Here is an 18,014-nt window from a genome sequence, read left to right as displayed (position 1 = left end):
GACCCCACGACGGCGGACGCGCTCGGTCACCGCCACCCCTCCATCAAACCCCGCGCGGCACGAACCGCGTGTGTCAGTCGTCGTCGGCGTTCGCTCTCGGGGTCGAGCCACAGCGAGAGTCGGGACCACAGCGAGTGGCTTGGGCCGGTCTCGTCGGCGAGGACGGCCGCTGCGGTCCGGTCGTCGGTCCAGTCCCCGCTGGCGATGGCCTGTCTCGCTACCTCGTCCGAACAGCCGGTCGTCCGGGCGTAGGCCGCCGTCACCGTCTCGCGCAGGCGTGTGCGGACCGCCTCGAAGGCGTCGTCGTCGCCCTCGATGGCGGTCGCGATGGCGTCGTCGAGGTCCTCGGCAGTTCGGCGCTGGCGGGCCGTCGTCACCGCCTCGGGCGGGTTCGTGGTCGCCTCGTCGAAGGCGTCGCCAGACTGGCCCTCCCTGACCGACCGCGTCGCCGACCGTGCGGCGATGGTCAGGTACAGCCCCACGAGGAGGCTGCCGGCCAGCAAGACCTGCCGGACGTTGACGGTCTCGACGAGCGAGGCGACCGCCTCGACGCTCGGCAGTGACAACAGGAGCGAGGGAGCGAACAGCAACAGGGCGGCGACGGCCGTCGCGAGCGCCCCGAGCAGACCAAACACGACCACGCGCAGGCGCATCAGTCCGCCACCCCCGGTTCACCGTCGCTCCGGTCTGGGGCGTCTGCGTCCTCGGCGCGGGCGACCGCTCGCTCGATAGCGTCGAGTGCCTCGTCGACCGCCGGCACGCGCTCACCGGGGTCGCGCTGGCCGTACTCGACGGCCCGGAACGCCTCGATCAGCGTCCACACCGCGTCGGGAGGCAGGTCGTCGACCTCGATGGCGTGGGCCGCGATAGCTTCGGGCGTCCGGCGGCCGGGCCGAGCGAGCGAGACGTGATCGAGAAAGCCCGCCCACCCCTCGCGGATCGTCGTGTGGGCGTCGGCCGGTCCCTCGTCGTCGGACCCCGCGACCGTCGAGACGGCGCTCACGCCCGCCGACAGCGACGCCTCGACGGCGCTCGACCGTGCGTCGAACCACGCGCGGAACGCCGCCAACAGTGCGGCCGGCGAGGTCCGGCCGGCGAGTAGATTACGGAGGTGATCGACAGTCAGGCGAAGCCGGCGCGACAGTCGCGCGATGGCACGGTCGAGCAGCGTGCCGACGGCGACGAGAGTGGCGACTACCGTTCGTCCAGCCAGGACCAGCCAGCCCGCGATCCGACGCGGCGTGACGGCCGCGCGGCGTGCGAGGGCGAGCACGGCGAGCAGCGCCAGCAGGCCAGCGCCGCCGACGAGACCGGCGTTGGTGTACAGCCCCGAGAACGTCCGGCCGTCGGACTGGCCGTAGCGTGCGACACCCACGGTCGCCGCGTCCCCGAGTGGCAACGTCACCCGGGCCGTGCCGTCGACGCCGACCGTCCCGACGGTCTCGCCGTCGAGTGTCACCGTCGCGCCGGCCGCCGGTTCGCCCCCGAGAGTGGCGTTGACCACCACGTCGGTCCCTGGGAGCACGAGCGGGGCGGTCGGCTCGACCGAGACGTTCAGCGACGACAGCGTCAGCGTCCGGTTGCCGCTCACCGGACCGCGTTCGACGGCGACCGTGGTCTCGCCGGGACTGGCAGGAAGCGTGACCGTCGCCCGCCCGCGCCGGTCGGTGGTCGTGACCTCGGCCCCGTCGACGAGCACCGCGGCCTGCCGGACGGGTTCCCCGTCGACCAGCGCCGTCACTCGCACCTCGCTCCCGGTGTGGACGCTGCCGGTGACGAGCAGTCGCGCCGTCGTGTTTAGCTCGTAGGTCTCCGTGTCGAAAGACTCGAAGCCGACCAGCGACGGCCGCGGGGGACGCAGCAGTTCGTCGCTCGAACTGGCGCCAGTGCCGTCGAAACGGCGCTGTCGACCGTCGGTCTCGACGGTGACGTTCAGCGACTCGGCGTAGGGGACGCGGGCGGTGACGTTGCCGTTTGCGTCGGTCTCACCGACGACCTCGCCGTTGAACAGCACCGTCAGAGCAGGGACCGGCGTCGTCCCGTCGGTCACGGTCACCGTCACCATTCGACCGGGCGCAGCCGTCCGATTGAGCGCCACGTCGTAGCCGCCGTCGGTGGTGTCGGTTCGCGTCGGCGTCGCAGTGTCCGTCGTGGGTGCAGTCTCGGTGCTCGTCTCGTTCCGGCCGGAGGTCGCTGTCGTGGTGGGCGTCGGCGTGGGCGTGGGTGTCGGCGTCGCCGTCGGGGTCTCCTCACCGAGCGCCTCGGTCTCGGCCTGTCGGCGCTCGTCACCGGGCGTCGGATCGAAGCGGACCCAGCCGACCTCGGGGAAGTACACTTCGACCCACGCGTGGGCGTTCATCCCCCGGACCTCGTAGGTGTCTTCGCCCACTGCCTCACCCGTCGAGTAGCCGACGACGTAGCGCGCCGGGATGTCCTGCGTGCGCAACATCGCGACCATCGACGTGGCGAAGTACTCGCAGTATCCCTTGTCCATGTCGAAGACGAACTGGGTCGCGATGCCCACGTCGCTGGCCTGATCGTGGCTGGCGTTGAGCGAGTACGCCTTGTCGGCTTCGAGCCACCGCTCGATGGCGCGGGCCTCCCCGTAGGCCGTCGAGGCGTTCGCCGTCAGTTCGTCGGTGAAGCGGCCGAGTCGGTCGCGCTGGTCGGCCGGTAGCTGCGTGTACCGCTGCGTGATCGCGTCGGGATAGTCCCGACCGGCCTGACGGAGGAGGGCCGGATCATCCGGTGGGCGGTAGCTGACGCCGGTGTAGCTGGTCCCCGCTGCGACGGTGCGGTCCGACTGGATCGCCCCGTTTGCCGACAGCGCCACGCCGCCCCGCGAGAGCCGTGCGGGCTGCCAGACGGTCGGGAGCGACGACGCGCCCTTCGCGAGGGTCACCTCGTAGGCAATCTCCGTGCCTCGCTGGCCCGAGACGGGAATCTCGCCGTCGACCGGCGTCGTGTCGCTGCGCCGTTCCCAGCCCGCACCGGTGTACTCGCCGTAGGCACCCGTTCGCCAGTAGCTCGGTCGCGTGCTCTCGACGCGGAAGTGGACCTCGTCACTCGTGGAACGGAGCGCCGACTCGCCACCCAGCGACCCGCCAACAGTCGTCTGGTCACCGGGACTCAGCGCGCCCAGTCCACCGAAACTGCCCGCGTCACTGCCGCCACCGCTCTGGCCGCCCTGTGAACGCAGTTGTTCGGGAATCGGAACGAGGTCCGCAGCCGGTGCGCCGGTCCCCGCCGGCGCGAGCGCCGGCAGCGCCGTCGTCGCCAGCACCACCGCCAGCAACGCGACGACGACGAGCAACACCCGCGGGTAATCGCGCCGGCCGTCGAGGTCGTCGGAAGGCGACTCGTCTGCTCCCATAGCTCACAGACAACACGAGTCACGTGTCCAGAACGTACTCAAGTTGCTCGCATGTCGGAGGCGCGGTGTCATAAGTCTTGGTCACCACTCGACGGCGACCGGGCGGCGGAGCGTCCCAACAGGGGACGACAAGTATCAATACAATATAATTTCGGGCGGAGGCTGTGCAATAGCTACCATTGATCGGCCGAGGAGAGCATCAGCCGGGAGATTTATCCAGCCCCCCAGTAGTTGAGTACACTATAAAATAAGAAGATATTAATACATCTTGCTATGAACATTTCCGACAATGACACGTCACTCTCGTCCGCTCGTCGCGGTCGTCTTTTCCGTTCTCATTGTGCTTTCTGCCGTCGTCGTGCCGATCAACGCCAGCGGGCTGGGATTGGGTGCGAGTGGCAACACCTCGATCCCGGTCGGCAATCAGCCCATCCCGGACGACGCCACGCCAGAAGAGCTGAAATACCACGCAGTGGGTGAACTCTCCGCTATCGAGACCGACACCCAACGAGAGAGTCGGGCAGTCAATCGCTCGGTGGATCTGGTGCTCACGAGCGTGCGGGCTGACTTCGAGCGCCCGCTGCGCCAACACAGCGCACAGATCTTCCGCAACGACCAGCAGGCGTTTACCCACCTTCGGATCCTCGCCCAGCGTGACAATCAGGCGGCCGTCCGGGCGGGGACGCTGCTCTCGACGGCGAACAACCGCACCGTCAAGACCAGGATCGACGGCGCGACCAACGCACTCTCGGTTCGGTCGGACGCCCTGTCTGCCCACACGACACGGCAGGCCGAAGTGAGACTGACCAACGCTCGACGCCACTACGAGCGCGGCGTCAGGCTTCTCGAACGCGCCGCCGACATGGAGGGGGCGCGTCGGCTCAGCACACAGCGTCAGGCCCACGTGTTCTTCGGGTCGGCCTGGCGACAGGCCCGGATGGCACAGGACACCATCGACCGCGCTGCGGCCCCCCGCGTCGAACTCGCGCCCACCGTCGACCCCGTCTGGCGCGACGGCTCCCCCGGCCAGTACTACCTGACTGGCACCTACGCTGACGTGGGCACTGCACCTGACAACGTCACCGTCCAGTACGGCAACGTCACCCGAACGGTGCCACTGGATGCAAACGAAACGACAACGACGGCTCGCGACACCTTCACCGTCGTCCTGAACCGCACCCAGCGAGTCGCCAACGTCACGCTCACCGCACGCGACGTCGAGACCGGCGAGCACAGCACCACGCTGCTCCAACTCGACGGCGACGGACTCCCCGCCGACCTCGAACGAGAGATCGGATCGGACCCGCTCGATCCCGACAGCGCAATCGAGATTCTGGACGGCGAGCAGGCCGACGACGGCGTCCACGACGGCGCGGCGCTGGCCCGCAGCAACGAATCACACCGCCTCGGCAACGAGACGACCGCCTTCGAGCCGTTCGTCTTCGGGAACGACACCGACGGCGACGGCATCAGCGACGCCCGCGAGCGACAGTTGCTGCTCAACGCCTCGAACAACGACACCGACGGCGACGGCATCCCCGACGGCCGGGAGACGCTGGGCGGGAGCGCCATCGATTCGGACGGTGACGGCACTATCGACGCGCTGGACCCCGACAGCGACGGTGACGGCGTCGTCGACGTTCGCGAGCAGACCAAAGACACGGACCAGGATCTGCTCCGGGACTACCGCGACCGGGACGACGACGGCGACGGGATCGAGACAGCCATCGAAGTCGAGAACGGTACGCGACTGCTCCACGACATGGACTTCGACGGGACGGTCAACTGGCTGGACACCGACGCCGACGGCGACGGCACCCCCGACGGCGTCGAGGGGCTGGCCGACCCGGACAACGACACGGTGCCGGCGTATCTGGACAACGATCCCGACAACGACGGGCTGCCCTCGGCGTACGAACGGAACGTCACGGGGACGGACCCGCTCGACAACGACAGCGATGCCGGACCGACCGACACCGACGACAGTGACAACGGGATCATCGACGGGATGGAGGACTTCGACCTGGACACGCTGTCGACGGCCGCCGAATACCGACTGGGCACGGACCCGTTCGTGGCCGACACGGACGGGGACGGGCTGAACGACGGGTTCGAACAGCGGCGGATGTGGGCGAACGCGACGCGCGCCGACACCGACGGCGACGGGACCGTCGACGGCCAGGAAGACCGCGACAACGACTCGCTGTCGGTCCAGCGCGAACTCGAACTGGGAACGATCCCGGGCAACAACGACACGGACGGGGACTCGCTTTCCGATGGCGCGGAGGTCATCGAGTACGGCACGAACGCGACGCTTGCCGACACCGACGGCGACGGACTCGACGACGGCGAAGAGATCGCACTCGGGACCGACCCGCTGGTGGCCGACACTGACGGTGATGGGGTCCTTGACGGCAACGAGACGTTCGAGACACGGGCGAGCGACGAGGATACTGGCGTTTCGATCAACGTCTCGGGCGAGGGGAACCTCGCGGCGAACGTCTCGGTCGAGGCCAAGCCGACCTTCCACAACGGCACGGCCGCAAGCGCCGGGCCGACGGTGGAAGTCGAGGGTGTCGACGAGCGGGCGAACGCGACGGTGTCGGTGCCGGTGACGGTCAACGACTCACACAGCGAGAACCTCTCGATTTTCGTCCGGAACAAGACCGAGCGCGAGTGGGTCGAAGTGAACACGACGGTCAACGAAACGACCGGGACCGCGACGACCAACGCCAGCGTGGAGGGGTACGTCACGGTACTCAATCGGACCGCCTGGCACGAGGGCCGGACGGCACCGAGTACGGAACAGAACATCACGGATCTCGATCCGACGTGTGAGAGTGGGTGTGCGATCGAGGGCGACTCCATCGTCGTCGGGACGATATCTTCAGACACCAACAGTTCCGAGCGTAACACGACCACGACAGCAACCAACGCGACGAACACGACACAGCGCCTTGGAGTCATCAGCAGTCGCACGATCGAATACAGCATTTCTTCGGGGAACCCGTGTAACAGCGGCAATCCATACGATAGTCCACGTGAAGATTGGGACGGCGATGGGACGCCAAACGGGGAGGACAAAACGCCGTGTCCGACAGGCGGGGACGACGATTCAGAGCCAAAAGACTCCGACGGTGACGGCGTTCCGGACAAGAAAGACGACTGTGAGAACGAGAAGGGATCCAAGTCCAACGACGGCTGTCCAGACTCGGACGGGGACGGCATTCCGGACAACGAAGACGACTGTGAGAACGAGAGAGGATTGAAGTCAAACGGCTGTCCGAGAGACAAAGACGGGGACGGCGTTCCAGACCCGGACGATGATTGTGAAAGAGTCGACGGACCCGAGTCCAACGACGGTTGTCCGAAAGACTCTGACGAGGAGGATGGTTCGGACGACGACAGCGATAACGACAGTGGCGGCTCGGACGACGACAGCGATAACGACAGTGGCGGCTCGGACGACGACAGCGATAACGACAGTGGCGACTCGGACGACGACAGCGATAACGACAGTGGCGACTCGGACGACGACAGCGGAGATTCCGACGACGGGTCAGACAGTCGTGATCGCTTCAGTGACAGGGATAACGACAACGTCCAGAAAATCAATGACAACTGTCCGAACACGTACAACCCCGATCAGAAGAACGCCGACGGCGACGAAGACGGAAACGCGTGTGACCTCGACGACGACAATGACGGGTATCCGGACGACGAGGACCCTGCCGACACCGATCCGACGATCCCGAACGCCGACGGTGACGACATCCGAAACGACGAGGACAACTGCGACGAGACGACGAACCCGGATCAGGCGGATCTGGACAACGACGGGGTCGGCGACGCCTGTGACGACGACATCGACGGCGACGAAGTCCCGAACGACGACGATCCGGAACCGCAGAACCCGGACGTACCCGACGAAGACCGGGACGGAATCGTCAACAGCGAGGACAACTGTCGGGCAGAGGCGAACCCAGAACAGATCGACACTGACGGCGACGGTGACGGTGACGCCTGTGACCCCGACGACGACAACGACGGGCTCAGCGACACTCGCGAAGCGGACCTTGGGACGAACGCCACGGACCCGGACACCGACGGTGACGGTCTGGACGACCAGACCGAGGTCAACGGCGAGACCGACCCGACCGACGACGACACGGACGACGACGGACTCGACGACCTGACCGAGGTCAACGGCGACACCGACCCGACCGACGACGACACCGACAGCGACGGGCTGGACGACCTGACCGAAAGCAACCGGGACACGGACGCGACCGATCCCGACACGGACGACGACGACGTCGAAGACGGCGAGGACGACTGTGCCACGACGCCGGGCGCGCGCCCGAACGGCTGTCCGGTCGAAGGCGAGGGCGACCTGCTCACGGTCACGGTCCCCGACGGGGTCGAGACGGCCTTCCTGACCGTCGAATACAGCACCGAGAGCTACGGTTACCACAGCGACGCCGACCTCACGGTCTACGGCGAGAACGGCGACGAACGCCGATCGATCATCCGAGAGACCGACGGCGCGTTCAGACAGACGACCATCGACGTCAGCGAGTTCGACGGCGAGACCGTCACGCTCGCGTCGGAAGTGTACGGCACCACGCTGGAAGTCCGCTCGCCCGAATTCAAGACCGACACCGACGGCGACGGACTCTGGGACCACCTCGAAGACGAGACCTGGTACGAAGGCGTCTCGGGCAATCCGATCACCACCGACTACGACGACGTCGACACCGACGGCGACACCCTCACCGACGACGAGGAAGTCGAATTCACGCTGGACGGCGACGAATGGGAGATTCAGACCGTCCACTCGCGACCCGACAAGGTCGACGGCGACGGTGACGGCCTGACCGACCTCGAAGAACGGCAGGGGTGGGAAGGGTACGTCTCCAAGGACAACGAGACATCGAAGGCGTATCTCGATGCGCTTCAGAGCGCCGAAGAGCCAGATGCCGAGGCGCTCGAAGCAGAGTATCTGACGCCCCAAGAGTACGACTCCGACCCAATGAAAGTGGACACTGATGGTGACGGACTCAGCGATGCTATCGAAGCAGGGCTGAACACAGATCCCCGGTCGGAAGACACTGATGGCGACGGGATCGACGACGATGAGGAGCAGAACGAAGGAGAAAGCCCAGTGCTCTACGATCAGCGGGCACCGAACGTCATCGTGGATTCGGTCGACACGAATGGCCTACAACGAACCGAGTATGAAGTCACGTTACAGGTCACTGATCCCAGCGGGGTCGACCGTCTCGAATTCATAAAGAACGGCGAACTCTTGGAAACAGAGTATCTGAACGGCGACGAGATCGATCGCCACGTCGTCGAGTTCGAGTACAACCGTAGCGAAGGCGGCCAGATCGTCACTGGTCTGACTTCGTTCATAACTCTGTCGAGAGTTCGGATCAATGCCGTCGACAGCCACGGCAACAACAACAGCCGGCAGTACGTCGGCACCTCTGCGATCCCCCGTATTGCCGAGCGCATTGCTGACTTACCGAACATCAGTCCAGTGATGATACCCGCTGCCTTCGCTGACGGCGAGGTCGATCCCGTCAAAGCCGCCGTCATCCAGTACATCGCACTCGCTGACGGGGCTGCGTGGGGAGCGAGAGAGACCGTCGTCGGACTCGCCGAGCTGGCGCTCAATCCAGGATTGATCGTCGAGAGCGTCACGGCATTGACGCAGCTCAGACCAGCGCTACTCGAACAAGTGCCACGGCTTGTCACGGACTTCCAAGACAAACACAATCCGTTCGACATCGAGTCACCCTACTACTTCCGCTTCGGTGCCACGTGGCTCACCGGCTTCGTACTGGGAACAGTCGCTGCCGAAGCGCTACTCTCCAAAGGACTCGGTACCGTTGCCAAATCACGCTATCTCAGGGGCTATACCCGGCTCTATCAGGGAGCCAGTATCGCTGTCAAGGGAACCACGTTCCGTGTCGCGGCGAAACTCGCTCTCAAGACGGCCGACACGATCCCTGTCGATGCCAAGACGGTCCGGGCAGCCCTCCAGCGGACGCCAGTCCCCGACCAGCCACGCGTCGCCACCAGACTCCGTCAGCTCGGTGACGACAGCTGGCAGACCATCCAGCGAGCGACCGAGGAACCCGACGGCTTCGATCCGATCACGACGCCCATTCGTGGTCCCGGGTACGCGGTCGGGAGCGTCGTCAGGCAATCCGGCGCTCGCGGACTCTCTCTGGTGTCGAGTCTCGCCCGCCAGGGGCGGGCTGGCGCACTGCGGCTGTACTTCTCCCTGCGCGGTCAGGCCGCCATGCAGCGCCGCCTCGCACGGGCCTACACCGAGAACCCCGATGTCGGGACCAGAGACATCGCCCAAGAGATGGCCCGCTACAACTCTCTGGGGGCGGTCGGTCGCTCGACCTACCGCAGTATGCTGCGCAGGAACGGCGACCAGGGCGTCGAGTTCAGCCAGTCACTCGGCGATGACTCCTTCGACCTGCTGTTCCGTGATAGCACTCCCGACAGCGGGGTCGTCCCTGACGGCGGCACTGGCGTGCCCGACGATGTCGTTCGGAGTGCCTCGAACGACGACATCGACTTCGATCGGTTCGTCGACGATACTGGCCCGGAAGGGATGGCACTGCTGAATCGTGTCGACGGTCCCACGGCGACCCGGACCGTCCGTCAGCACACTGCTGGGCGATTGGACGCCGACGACATCCGCCGTGCGAACGACCTGCTGGATGCTGGTGACATGGATCAAGCGGACTACCAGCGACTGCTCGGCATGCTTGAGACGAAGGATACTGACCCGCTTATCGACCAAGACATTACTTCCGCAGATATATTCGAAGTCGTAGACAACAATGGAGACACGAGTGAGACTCGATGGATCATTAAGAAGGGTCAAGATGTGGAAGGGCTTGAAGACCAAGTCATTTGGCTGGAGAGAGGCATTCCAGGTAATGACGGTACCGGTTGGCGGCATATTGATGATAAGCACACGAGCGATATGGTTAATCAGTATGACTCAGTCGAGACGAGCAGCGATGTCGAAGCAGTTGTACAAGAGGCGATACAGAACCCGGATAGAACGTTGGTTACATCCGATGGAAAACCAGTCTTCGTCTACACAGTTGAAGAGGGGAAGAGACCACTGACAGTGTACGTTGGCTCGAATGGATTCGTCCAATCAGCGTATCCACAGTCAATAGCGAGGTAGAAATGATAGAAATAGGAATGAAGACGCGGATCGATGCTGTAAGCGAAAAAAATGGGCAGCGGACAGTAATACTCAGGTCGAAGAACAATCATTTCGGAGTGTTCGACGGCTATAAAGAAGGAACCGACAATACACTTCGGACTGCGGCGTCCGAGTGGCTCAGTGGGCAGCGGCTTAACGCAGTGCTGAGGCCGACGATGGAAATAAGAATCAATGAAACGGAATTTGAGAGCTGCGGAATAATTCCGAATGATAAAAAACCGAATGACTGGGTTGGGCACACCTTCAAAGGGAAGATTGTCAAGATTGTAGAAGAGGCGGGAGAACTTCTTGGAGATATCTTCCTCTATGATGAGACAACTGATTTGGATGCTGGGGTGCGGTTGAAACAGAGTGCATTCGAAGATGAGCGGTTAGCACTCGTCGATATAGAGGAGGGAACAATTGTGGTTGATACTCATGATGTCCCGTCGCAAATCTGTGAGGGAGAGAATATACATTTCACAGCTAGCAGAACAGATCTGCTGGGGTTTGGTATCGTCGATTAGAGTCGAATCAAATTTCAAATCGTATGAGGAGGTAGATGGATAGTATGAATGATGGCGTCGTAACGGTCAGCTTCTTTGAGCGTGATCCTCCAGCCGTAACGACAGTCGCCGAAGCGATCTCGCGGATAATCCACGATAACGATCTACAGGTACTCGTAAACGATATTGAAGAAACCTCAATTGATGATCTAGATCGTGATGTCCGTATTATTGTTCGGACCAAAGATGCAACAATTACCCTATCGGCAGTCAAATCGGACGGCCGTAAAATCCCGAATTCGTATCTAGAGATATCGACAGATATGGAGAATCTGACTAACTCCACCAAGGCAAACGACGAAAATAGACTGGCACACATATTGATTGATTTAATATCACAGCTAACCACCAGTCTTGAACCAGAATATGTCGCCACGGTCAGCACCACTCATACGGAATCAGACATTAGGCCTGTGGATGTCTTGCCACAACAGGTTCCGATTTCATTGGACCGAATCCCATGGCTTGGCGTATATTCACCAGCACTGATTTCGGCTTTTGGTGGTCGGGAGAATGTATTAAAAGTGCCAGCGTGGAAGGTTAAGGAACTCCCCACAGGGCACATTCTAATTGTAAAAACGGAGGTGCCTTGGGATGGTAGACAGCCAGATCACGAGGTCGACAATCATCTATTAGACATCGAATATAATTAGGAGGTGTCAGGATAAAAGAGCCGACCAACCACGCAAAGCCTGTTCTGAGATTTTCCTTGTAGTGTATCTTTAGAGTCGTTGAGGTGGACTCAAGCAGCCCAATATCCCCGATGCAGGTTTTAAGTATAGCGCCGGCTCGCACGTGCTTACACCGAGAACCCCGATGTCGGGACCGCAGACATCGCCCAAGAGATGGCCCGCTACAACTCTCTGGGGGCGGTCGGTCACTCGACCTACCGCAGTATGCTGCGCAGGAACGGCGACCAGGGCGTCGAGTTCAGCCAGTCACTCAGCGACGACTCCTTCGACCTGCTGTTCCGCGATAGCACTCCCGACAGCGGGGTCGTCCCTGACGGCGGCACTGGCGTGCCCGACGATGTCGTTCGGAGTGCCTCGAACGACGACATCGACTTCGATCGCTTCGTCGACGACACTGGCTCGGAAGGGATGGCACTGCTGAATCGTGTCGACGGTCCCACGGCAACCCGGACCGTCCGCCAGCACACTGCTGGGCGATTGGACGCCGACGACATCCGCCGTGCGAACGACCTGCTGGACGCTGGTGAGATGGATCGAGCGGACTACCAGCGACTGCTCGGCATGCTTGAGACGAAAGAAAATCCGAACTCCCTCGTTGATTCCGACCTTTCCACAGGAGAACTTCTTGATGTCGCAGAGGAAGATCATTTGACTGAAGTCAGTGGTGTGGTCAAACGTGATGGTGAAGTGATCAGGATACAGAACGAAGATACCGAAAGTGGATTTGAGCATATCACGGCAAGACACATAGATGGACAGTATAGCATCAATACAGAAGATGGAACCAGTCTTTTCCCGACTGGAGAGACCGTCAAGGGTACGGAATTGCCGGAAAGGGTTACTGAAGACGAAGTGCTGTCGATGATTTACACCGCTATCGATGAGGGACAACCAACTCAGCAAGGTCAGAAAACGCGATATTATCTTGAACCAGTAGAGAACGGTTATCCGAATAGTGGCATTGACAGTATGCGAGTCTTCGTGAGACCCGACAATGGAATCGATACTGCATATCCGCTCAGCGGCCCGGATGTCCTTCGCTGGGTCCCGGATCTAAATAACGGGAACGGAGGATTTGTTGAGACATCATGAAAGAGAACACTGAGAACTGTGACGTTCAGATCGAATTTGAATTCGACGGTGAATACAGAGAGGCGGTCTCAGAAAACTGTGATCCAGACAGCTGGATTAGCTGTGGGATTACAGTCGACAATACCTCACTGTACGGTGGTGAACATAATCACGTGACTGGGTTTGCAGGTAGCGTTGTACTACAACTGTTAGAGTCAGTGGAAGCAGTTGCTACTGGTGACACATATGTCGTTGAGTTCGAATATGGCCCATCGTGGATGGCCGTCGAACCGAGTAGTGGTGACCAGATAGAGATTGTCAGATCCATAACACAAAAGAGAGCACGTGACCCAACAGAACGGACGAGTGCAGACCGCTCTGGAAAAACATCAGTGCAAGACTGGACCTGCGGAGTCCTCAGAGCGGCAAACACGTTTATCGAGAGAGTGGTAGAGATCGACGCTGGTCTCAAAGATTGTGAGATTATAAAACAGATTGAAGGGAGAACCGAAGCGGTGCAGAAGCAACAGGCAGGAGATTACTGAGATCAGCACCGATAGTTATGTACGAAAGCGAGACTGTCGCCAAACCGCTCGGGTAAAAGTGATTGTCGGACCAGACGGTAGTCCTTGAACAGGGTCCAGATGTTGGGGTGTGGATCCGTGACGAGAACGACTAGCTTGACAATATAAGAAGCGACTGACATTGAAATCCATCTAAAATAATAGCATTCGAGACATCCATACGATATGATGACGAACTGCGAAAACAAATAGAAGAAGGTGCTGACGATCCACTGGGTTGGATCGATGAGATCAAAGCCGAAGGGGAACTCCTTGTAGGGGGAAACGATGACAAGGGAATGAAAGAGTACCTGACGAGTTGGTTTGGGGGGCTAATTCAGGCATTAGTCGATTGTCTGCATGATGAACGTGGCTGGTTTACCGCAGCGAATGGGCCGGTCTATGTCGTCGCCGAGCCAGCCAATGACGACGAGGTTAGATTTACACTCTGCTACTCAAGAGAGGGGATTGAGAACCCGAACGCTCGGGAACCGTTTGAGCCTATTGCGACTGTAACGACAGATGCCATCGTTGGAGCTGTCATCGACGACGCGACAGAATTTGAACGGTTTGTGTCCAATACCAATCCCACGCTGGCGAAGGAATCAAGGGCATATCAGGGTCTGAGAGAGGATATTGACCAGTTGCGTGACGTGTACCAATCTCAGAGTGGCAACTGATATCACAGCATCACCCTCCCCGCCGCGCTGAGTGGCGGGTCCTCGGTGGCTGGCACCGTCCTCAGCCAATCTCGCAAGGCACAGCGCGTCCTCAAGGCCATCGACAAGGCCGTCCCGGATCGCGTCCCCGGTGGTCTCGGTGCCGGACCGCGGTCACTGGCCCGCGCCGGCCGCATTGCAGATCGCTTCCCCGACACCGACATCCGCACCGGCCGGCTCACCAAGCAGCTTCAGAAGATGTCCGACGGCCAGCGCAACCGCGTCACCGAGCGACTGGAGGATCTCGACGGCGATGTCTTCGACCGCCTCGACGTGGATGCGCCATCGGCCAAAGCCGCCAAACTGTTCAAGACCAGCGACGACGCCGGCAAGGAAGCGCTCGAAGCGCTCAGTGACACCGACTCTGACGCCGCCGACATCCTGCTCAAACTCGACGACGGCGACGTCCAGCGCCGCTTCGCCAAAGCGCTCGATAACGGTGAGGTGGACAGTGACGAACTCGCGACGAGTCTGCGACGGTACGACGACCTCGACAGTGATCGCAAGGAAGCGTTCACCGACTTGATGGACTCGATGGGGACTGGAGCAGCACGCTTCGCCGGAAAAGTCGACCGCGAAACCTTCGACGATGTAATGTCCGTTGGCTGTGGTCGCGCGCTGCCGACATTCGGTGCCGGTGGTCTGTCAGGGACAGACCGTCAGTTCAGGGTCGATGGCGGCACTACTCTGCTCGTCAGCGGTGGTGGAAATTGTGGTGATGAGTTCAGAGAAGCGATCTTCCGGGCCGCCGACGGTGATAAGGTCAATTCATACGACCAGATTGATCGTGTCGTTGGCACCATTGAGGATTTAGATGATCCGGCAGTTGCTCGTGAAGTCATTGAGGAAACCGGCGGCTCGGGGATTCGGTTGTTCGATGAATTTGAGGGCAGCGAACTTCGTCGGTTCCTTGAGGTAGAGTTTGACAGTGCTGATGATTTCCGTGCGGCTGCAGCCGAAAAGTATGATGCAGGTCTCACAGACGTGGATGAGATTGACAGTTTTGCAAGATACGCAAACAATCTTGAAGGTGTCGACGGTCTGAATCGCGGCCCTGTTGAGGACTTCGTTCGTGCCAGAGACCCAGGTAATATTGCCGGCGCACTCCGTGAAGTTCGGCGTGCCGACGAAATCGGGTCAGAAAACATTCGCCGGATGAGTCTTGAGCTCAGAGATGGAAATCAAATCAGGGGTGAGCTTGACATACAGCTGAGATCAGGGAAAATAATCGAATCAAAGTCCTCATTCGGGTATGACCCGGATGAAGTGGATGCCCAGTTTATGAAGAAACTGAGGACTATGCGAGATCATCCAGACGTGGAATTTGATGGCAACACTTTGGAAGTCCGTGCGAGTAGAGTGAACGACCAAGACATGGTTGGCTCAAAGATAACAGAGTGGGAAAATAGGGTTTCACAGTCGTCAGAATGGAACAATGCAGATATTAACATTGAGGTCGTTGACGAGAGCACAAACACGGTATTAACGGGGTGATCGAAATATAAATATGGAAGATTATGATTGGATACAGACCGCATATATATTTGATCAGGAGCCGTCGATTGAAACATACGAGGCGCTGTTTAGAAATCTCTCTGCTGGCACAGATAGTCCGTCTTCCTCCAATGAGATCGAAGTCGTATACGGAGATCAAGGCGACAATAGGAAAGAAATTCGGGAGGGCTACAGAGAGATGGCAAAGATCACAAACGAACACCCAACAGTTAAAATAAATCTTGAGACAGCATGGGAAACCATCTCCATCGGGTTCAATAAAAATGGCACAGGGTTCCCATCATACGAATCAACCCCCTTTATTCGGTTTACGACATGGATCTATGGATTAAAAGACCCGGGCGATGAGGGAGCCATCGAAATAGTCAAACAAAACCGTCGCGAGTTTGTCGAGATTCACGCACAGGCGGCTAACGTACTCGACCCACAGTGGGGCTTCGGCCGTCGAGGTGGTCTCGCAATCGGTGAGGACGATTCGATCGAAGAGCTCGCATCGTCAACGCTGCCGCCACTATATGAATACAATGTCTTTCGCCCAGAAACAGTGGAGGAGATTGGGCGGGATAGGGTTCTCTCTGCCCCTGCATGGTACGTTGAGGAATTAGACTCTGGCGGTGTGTTTCTTGCCGTTCGCGAACCACCTCAACAGTGCTCGCCAGCCGTCGACGCCTGTCTCGACGTGGCAGATCACCTCGGAATTGCGCTCGGCAAGACTGAGCGGTATCATTAACTGGGCTTCTTCTCGCTGGCCCGCGCCGGACGGCTGGCCGACCGCATCCCCGACGCCGACATTCAGGGTGCGCGCCTGACCAAGCGCCTCAGTCGGATGACCGACACCCAGCGCAACCGGGTCACCGACCAGTTCGAGCAGTTCACCGACCGCAGTGACTTCCTTGCCCGGTCCGACCGATCCACACACCTGCGATTTTTGCCGTAACTCGTAGTTATAGAAGTCTAGAGGAATATGAGTGTTGTACATGACTGACGACACCCAGGGGTTCGGGACGCGCTGTGTCCACGCCGGGCAGGAGGAGCCAGATCCGGCGACAGGGGCGCGTGCCCCGCCGATCTACCAGACGACATCGTACGTGTTCGAAGATGCCGACACCGCGGCGGATCGGTACGCGCTGGACGACACCGGCAACGTCTACTCTCGATTCGACAATCCGACGGTGTCGATGCTGGAAGAACGGCTGGCGTCGCTGGAGAACGGGACCGCGGCGGTCGCCACGGGGTCGGGCATGGCGGCGCTCGACGCCGGCACGTCGATCCTCGCGAGTGCGGGGGACAACGTCGTCACGGCGTCGTCGATCTACGGCGGGACCCACTCGTATCTCGCCAACATGGGGAGCCGTCGAGGGATCGAGACCCGGTTCGTCGACACGCTGGACCCGCAGGCCTACGCCGACGCCATCGACGAGAAGACGGCGTACGTCCACTTCGAGACGATCGGCAACCCCTCACTGGTCGTCCCGCCGATGGAGGAAATCGCCGAGGTCGCCCACGAGCGCGGTGTCCCCGTCTTCGTCGACAACACGTTCGGGACGCCGTACCTGTGCAATCCGCTGGACCACGGCGCGGACATCGTCTGGGAGTCGACGACGAAGTGGATCCACGGCTCCGGGACGACGGTGGGGGGCGTGCTGATCGACGGCGGGTCGTTCCCCTGGGCAGAGTATCCCGAAAAGTTCCCGGAACTCGGTGGTCCAAGTCCCGGCTTCGACGGTGTCACCTTCGCCGAGCGCTTCGGCGAGCAGGCCTTCGCGTGGGCTGCCCGCCAGCGGGCCGTCCGTTCGCTGGGTGACGGCCAGAAGCCCTTCGACGCGTGGGCGACGCTACAGGGGTGTGAGACCCTGAAGCTACGGATGGAACAGCACTGCGAATCGGCCATGGCCGTCGCCCAGTTCCTCGACGACCACCCCGACGTGGCGTGGGTGACCTATCCTGGACTGGAGAGCCACGAGACCCACGGTCTGGCCGACAAGTACCTCGATCACGGCTACGGCGGCATGGTCACGTTCGGGCTGGACGGCGGCTACGATGCTGGCCGAGCAGTGTGTGAGCAGACCGGGCTGGCGCAGTTCCTCGCCAACATCGGCGACGCCAAGACGCTCGTGATCCACCCCGCGAGCACGACCCACGCTCAATTGAGCGAGGACGAACAGCGCGCCAGCGGTGTGACGCCCGACCTCGTGCGGTGTTCGGTCGGTATCGAAGACACCGAAGATATCATTGCGGATCTGGAGCGGGCCATCGAGGGGGCACAGTGACC

Annotated in this window: 11 protein-coding genes; 9 read left to right on the top strand and 2 right to left on the bottom strand. The window is 60.9% G+C overall.

Going from position 1 to position 18,014, the window contains the following annotated elements:
* Positions 1–26: 26 nt before the first annotated feature.
* Positions 27–653: a DUF7269 family protein gene (locus AC5FRW_RS16380; RefSeq protein WP_493569537.1), complete on the bottom strand. Its 627-nt coding sequence runs from the start codon at positions 651–653 to the stop codon at positions 27–29.
* Positions 653–3,373 (bottom strand): transglutaminase TgpA family protein, encoded by a 2,721-nt coding sequence (locus tag AC5FRW_RS16375; protein WP_493569536.1) that lies wholly within the window; start codon positions 3,371–3,373, stop codon positions 653–655. The genes AC5FRW_RS16380 and AC5FRW_RS16375 overlap by 1 nt, the downstream gene beginning before the upstream one ends.
* 289 nt (positions 3,374–3,662) lie before the next feature.
* Between AC5FRW_RS16375 and AC5FRW_RS16370 the strand changes: the two genes are divergently transcribed.
* From AC5FRW_RS16370 to AC5FRW_RS16330, 9 genes are all read left to right on the top strand, one after another.
* Positions 3,663–10,595, top strand: coding sequence for a hypothetical protein (locus AC5FRW_RS16370; protein WP_493569535.1), 6,933 nt, complete (start codon positions 3,663–3,665; stop codon positions 10,593–10,595).
* 17 nt (positions 10,596–10,612) lie between these two features.
* Positions 10,613–11,143, top strand: coding sequence for a hypothetical protein (locus tag AC5FRW_RS16365; RefSeq protein WP_493569534.1), 531 nt, complete (start codon positions 10,613–10,615; stop codon positions 11,141–11,143).
* 44 nt (positions 11,144–11,187) lie between these two features.
* Complete coding sequence (locus AC5FRW_RS16360) at positions 11,188–11,835, top strand: hypothetical protein (protein WP_493569533.1); 648 nt, start codon at positions 11,188–11,190, stop codon at positions 11,833–11,835.
* A 192-nt stretch (positions 11,836–12,027) separates the two neighbouring features.
* The gene (locus AC5FRW_RS16355; protein ID WP_493569532.1) at positions 12,028–12,966 is read left to right on the top strand and encodes a hypothetical protein; all 939 of its coding nucleotides are present in this window, start codon (positions 12,028–12,030) and stop codon (positions 12,964–12,966) included.
* Positions 12,963–13,490, top strand: coding sequence for a hypothetical protein (locus tag AC5FRW_RS16350; RefSeq protein ID WP_493569531.1), 528 nt, complete (start codon positions 12,963–12,965; stop codon positions 13,488–13,490). The genes AC5FRW_RS16355 and AC5FRW_RS16350 overlap by 4 nt, the downstream gene beginning before the upstream one ends.
* A gap of 317 nt (positions 13,491–13,807) precedes the next feature.
* Positions 13,808–14,188, top strand: coding sequence for a hypothetical protein (locus tag AC5FRW_RS16345; RefSeq protein WP_493569530.1), 381 nt, complete (start codon positions 13,808–13,810; stop codon positions 14,186–14,188).
* Positions 14,189–14,233: 45 nt separating this feature from the next.
* Positions 14,234–15,721 (top strand): hypothetical protein, encoded by a 1,488-nt coding sequence (locus tag AC5FRW_RS16340; RefSeq protein ID WP_493569529.1) that lies wholly within the window; start codon positions 14,234–14,236, stop codon positions 15,719–15,721.
* 13 nt (positions 15,722–15,734) lie between these two features.
* The gene (locus AC5FRW_RS16335; RefSeq protein WP_493569528.1) at positions 15,735–16,472 is read left to right on the top strand and encodes a hypothetical protein; all 738 of its coding nucleotides are present in this window, start codon (positions 15,735–15,737) and stop codon (positions 16,470–16,472) included.
* A gap of 247 nt (positions 16,473–16,719) precedes the next feature.
* On the top strand, positions 16,720–18,012 hold the full coding sequence (locus tag AC5FRW_RS16330; RefSeq protein WP_493569527.1) for an O-acetylhomoserine aminocarboxypropyltransferase/cysteine synthase family protein: 1,293 nt from the start codon (positions 16,720–16,722) through the stop codon (positions 18,010–18,012).
* Positions 18,013–18,014 lie beyond the last annotated feature (2 nt).

Source organism: Halomicrobium sp. HArcht3-1 (assembly GCF_058933345.1).
This window is presented reverse-complemented; position numbering and strand designations above follow the sequence as displayed.

Bases quoted from the DNA above. Each gene is read 5' to 3' on its own strand.
- AC5FRW_RS16380 (WP_493569537.1), bottom strand. From the start codon at position 653: ATGCGCCTGCGCGTGGTCGTGTTTGGTCTGCTCGGGGCGCTCGCGACG.
- AC5FRW_RS16375 (WP_493569536.1), bottom strand. From the start codon at position 3,373: ATGGGAGCAGACGAGTCGCCTTCCGACGACCTCGACGGCCGGCGCGAT.
- AC5FRW_RS16370 (WP_493569535.1), top strand. From the start codon at position 3,663: ATGACACGTCACTCTCGTCCGCTCGTCGCGGTCGTCTTTTCCGTTCTC.
- AC5FRW_RS16365 (WP_493569534.1), top strand. From the start codon at position 10,613: ATGAAGACGCGGATCGATGCTGTAAGCGAAAAAAATGGGCAGCGGACA.
- AC5FRW_RS16360 (WP_493569533.1), top strand. From the start codon at position 11,188: ATGAATGATGGCGTCGTAACGGTCAGCTTCTTTGAGCGTGATCCTCCA.
- AC5FRW_RS16355 (WP_493569532.1), top strand. From the start codon at position 12,028: ATGGCCCGCTACAACTCTCTGGGGGCGGTCGGTCACTCGACCTACCGC.
- AC5FRW_RS16350 (WP_493569531.1), top strand. From the start codon at position 12,963: ATGAAAGAGAACACTGAGAACTGTGACGTTCAGATCGAATTTGAATTC.
- AC5FRW_RS16345 (WP_493569530.1), top strand. From the start codon at position 13,808: ATGAAAGAGTACCTGACGAGTTGGTTTGGGGGGCTAATTCAGGCATTA.
- AC5FRW_RS16335 (WP_493569528.1), top strand. From the start codon at position 15,735: ATGGAAGATTATGATTGGATACAGACCGCATATATATTTGATCAGGAG.
- AC5FRW_RS16330 (WP_493569527.1), top strand. From the start codon at position 16,720: ATGACTGACGACACCCAGGGGTTCGGGACGCGCTGTGTCCACGCCGGG.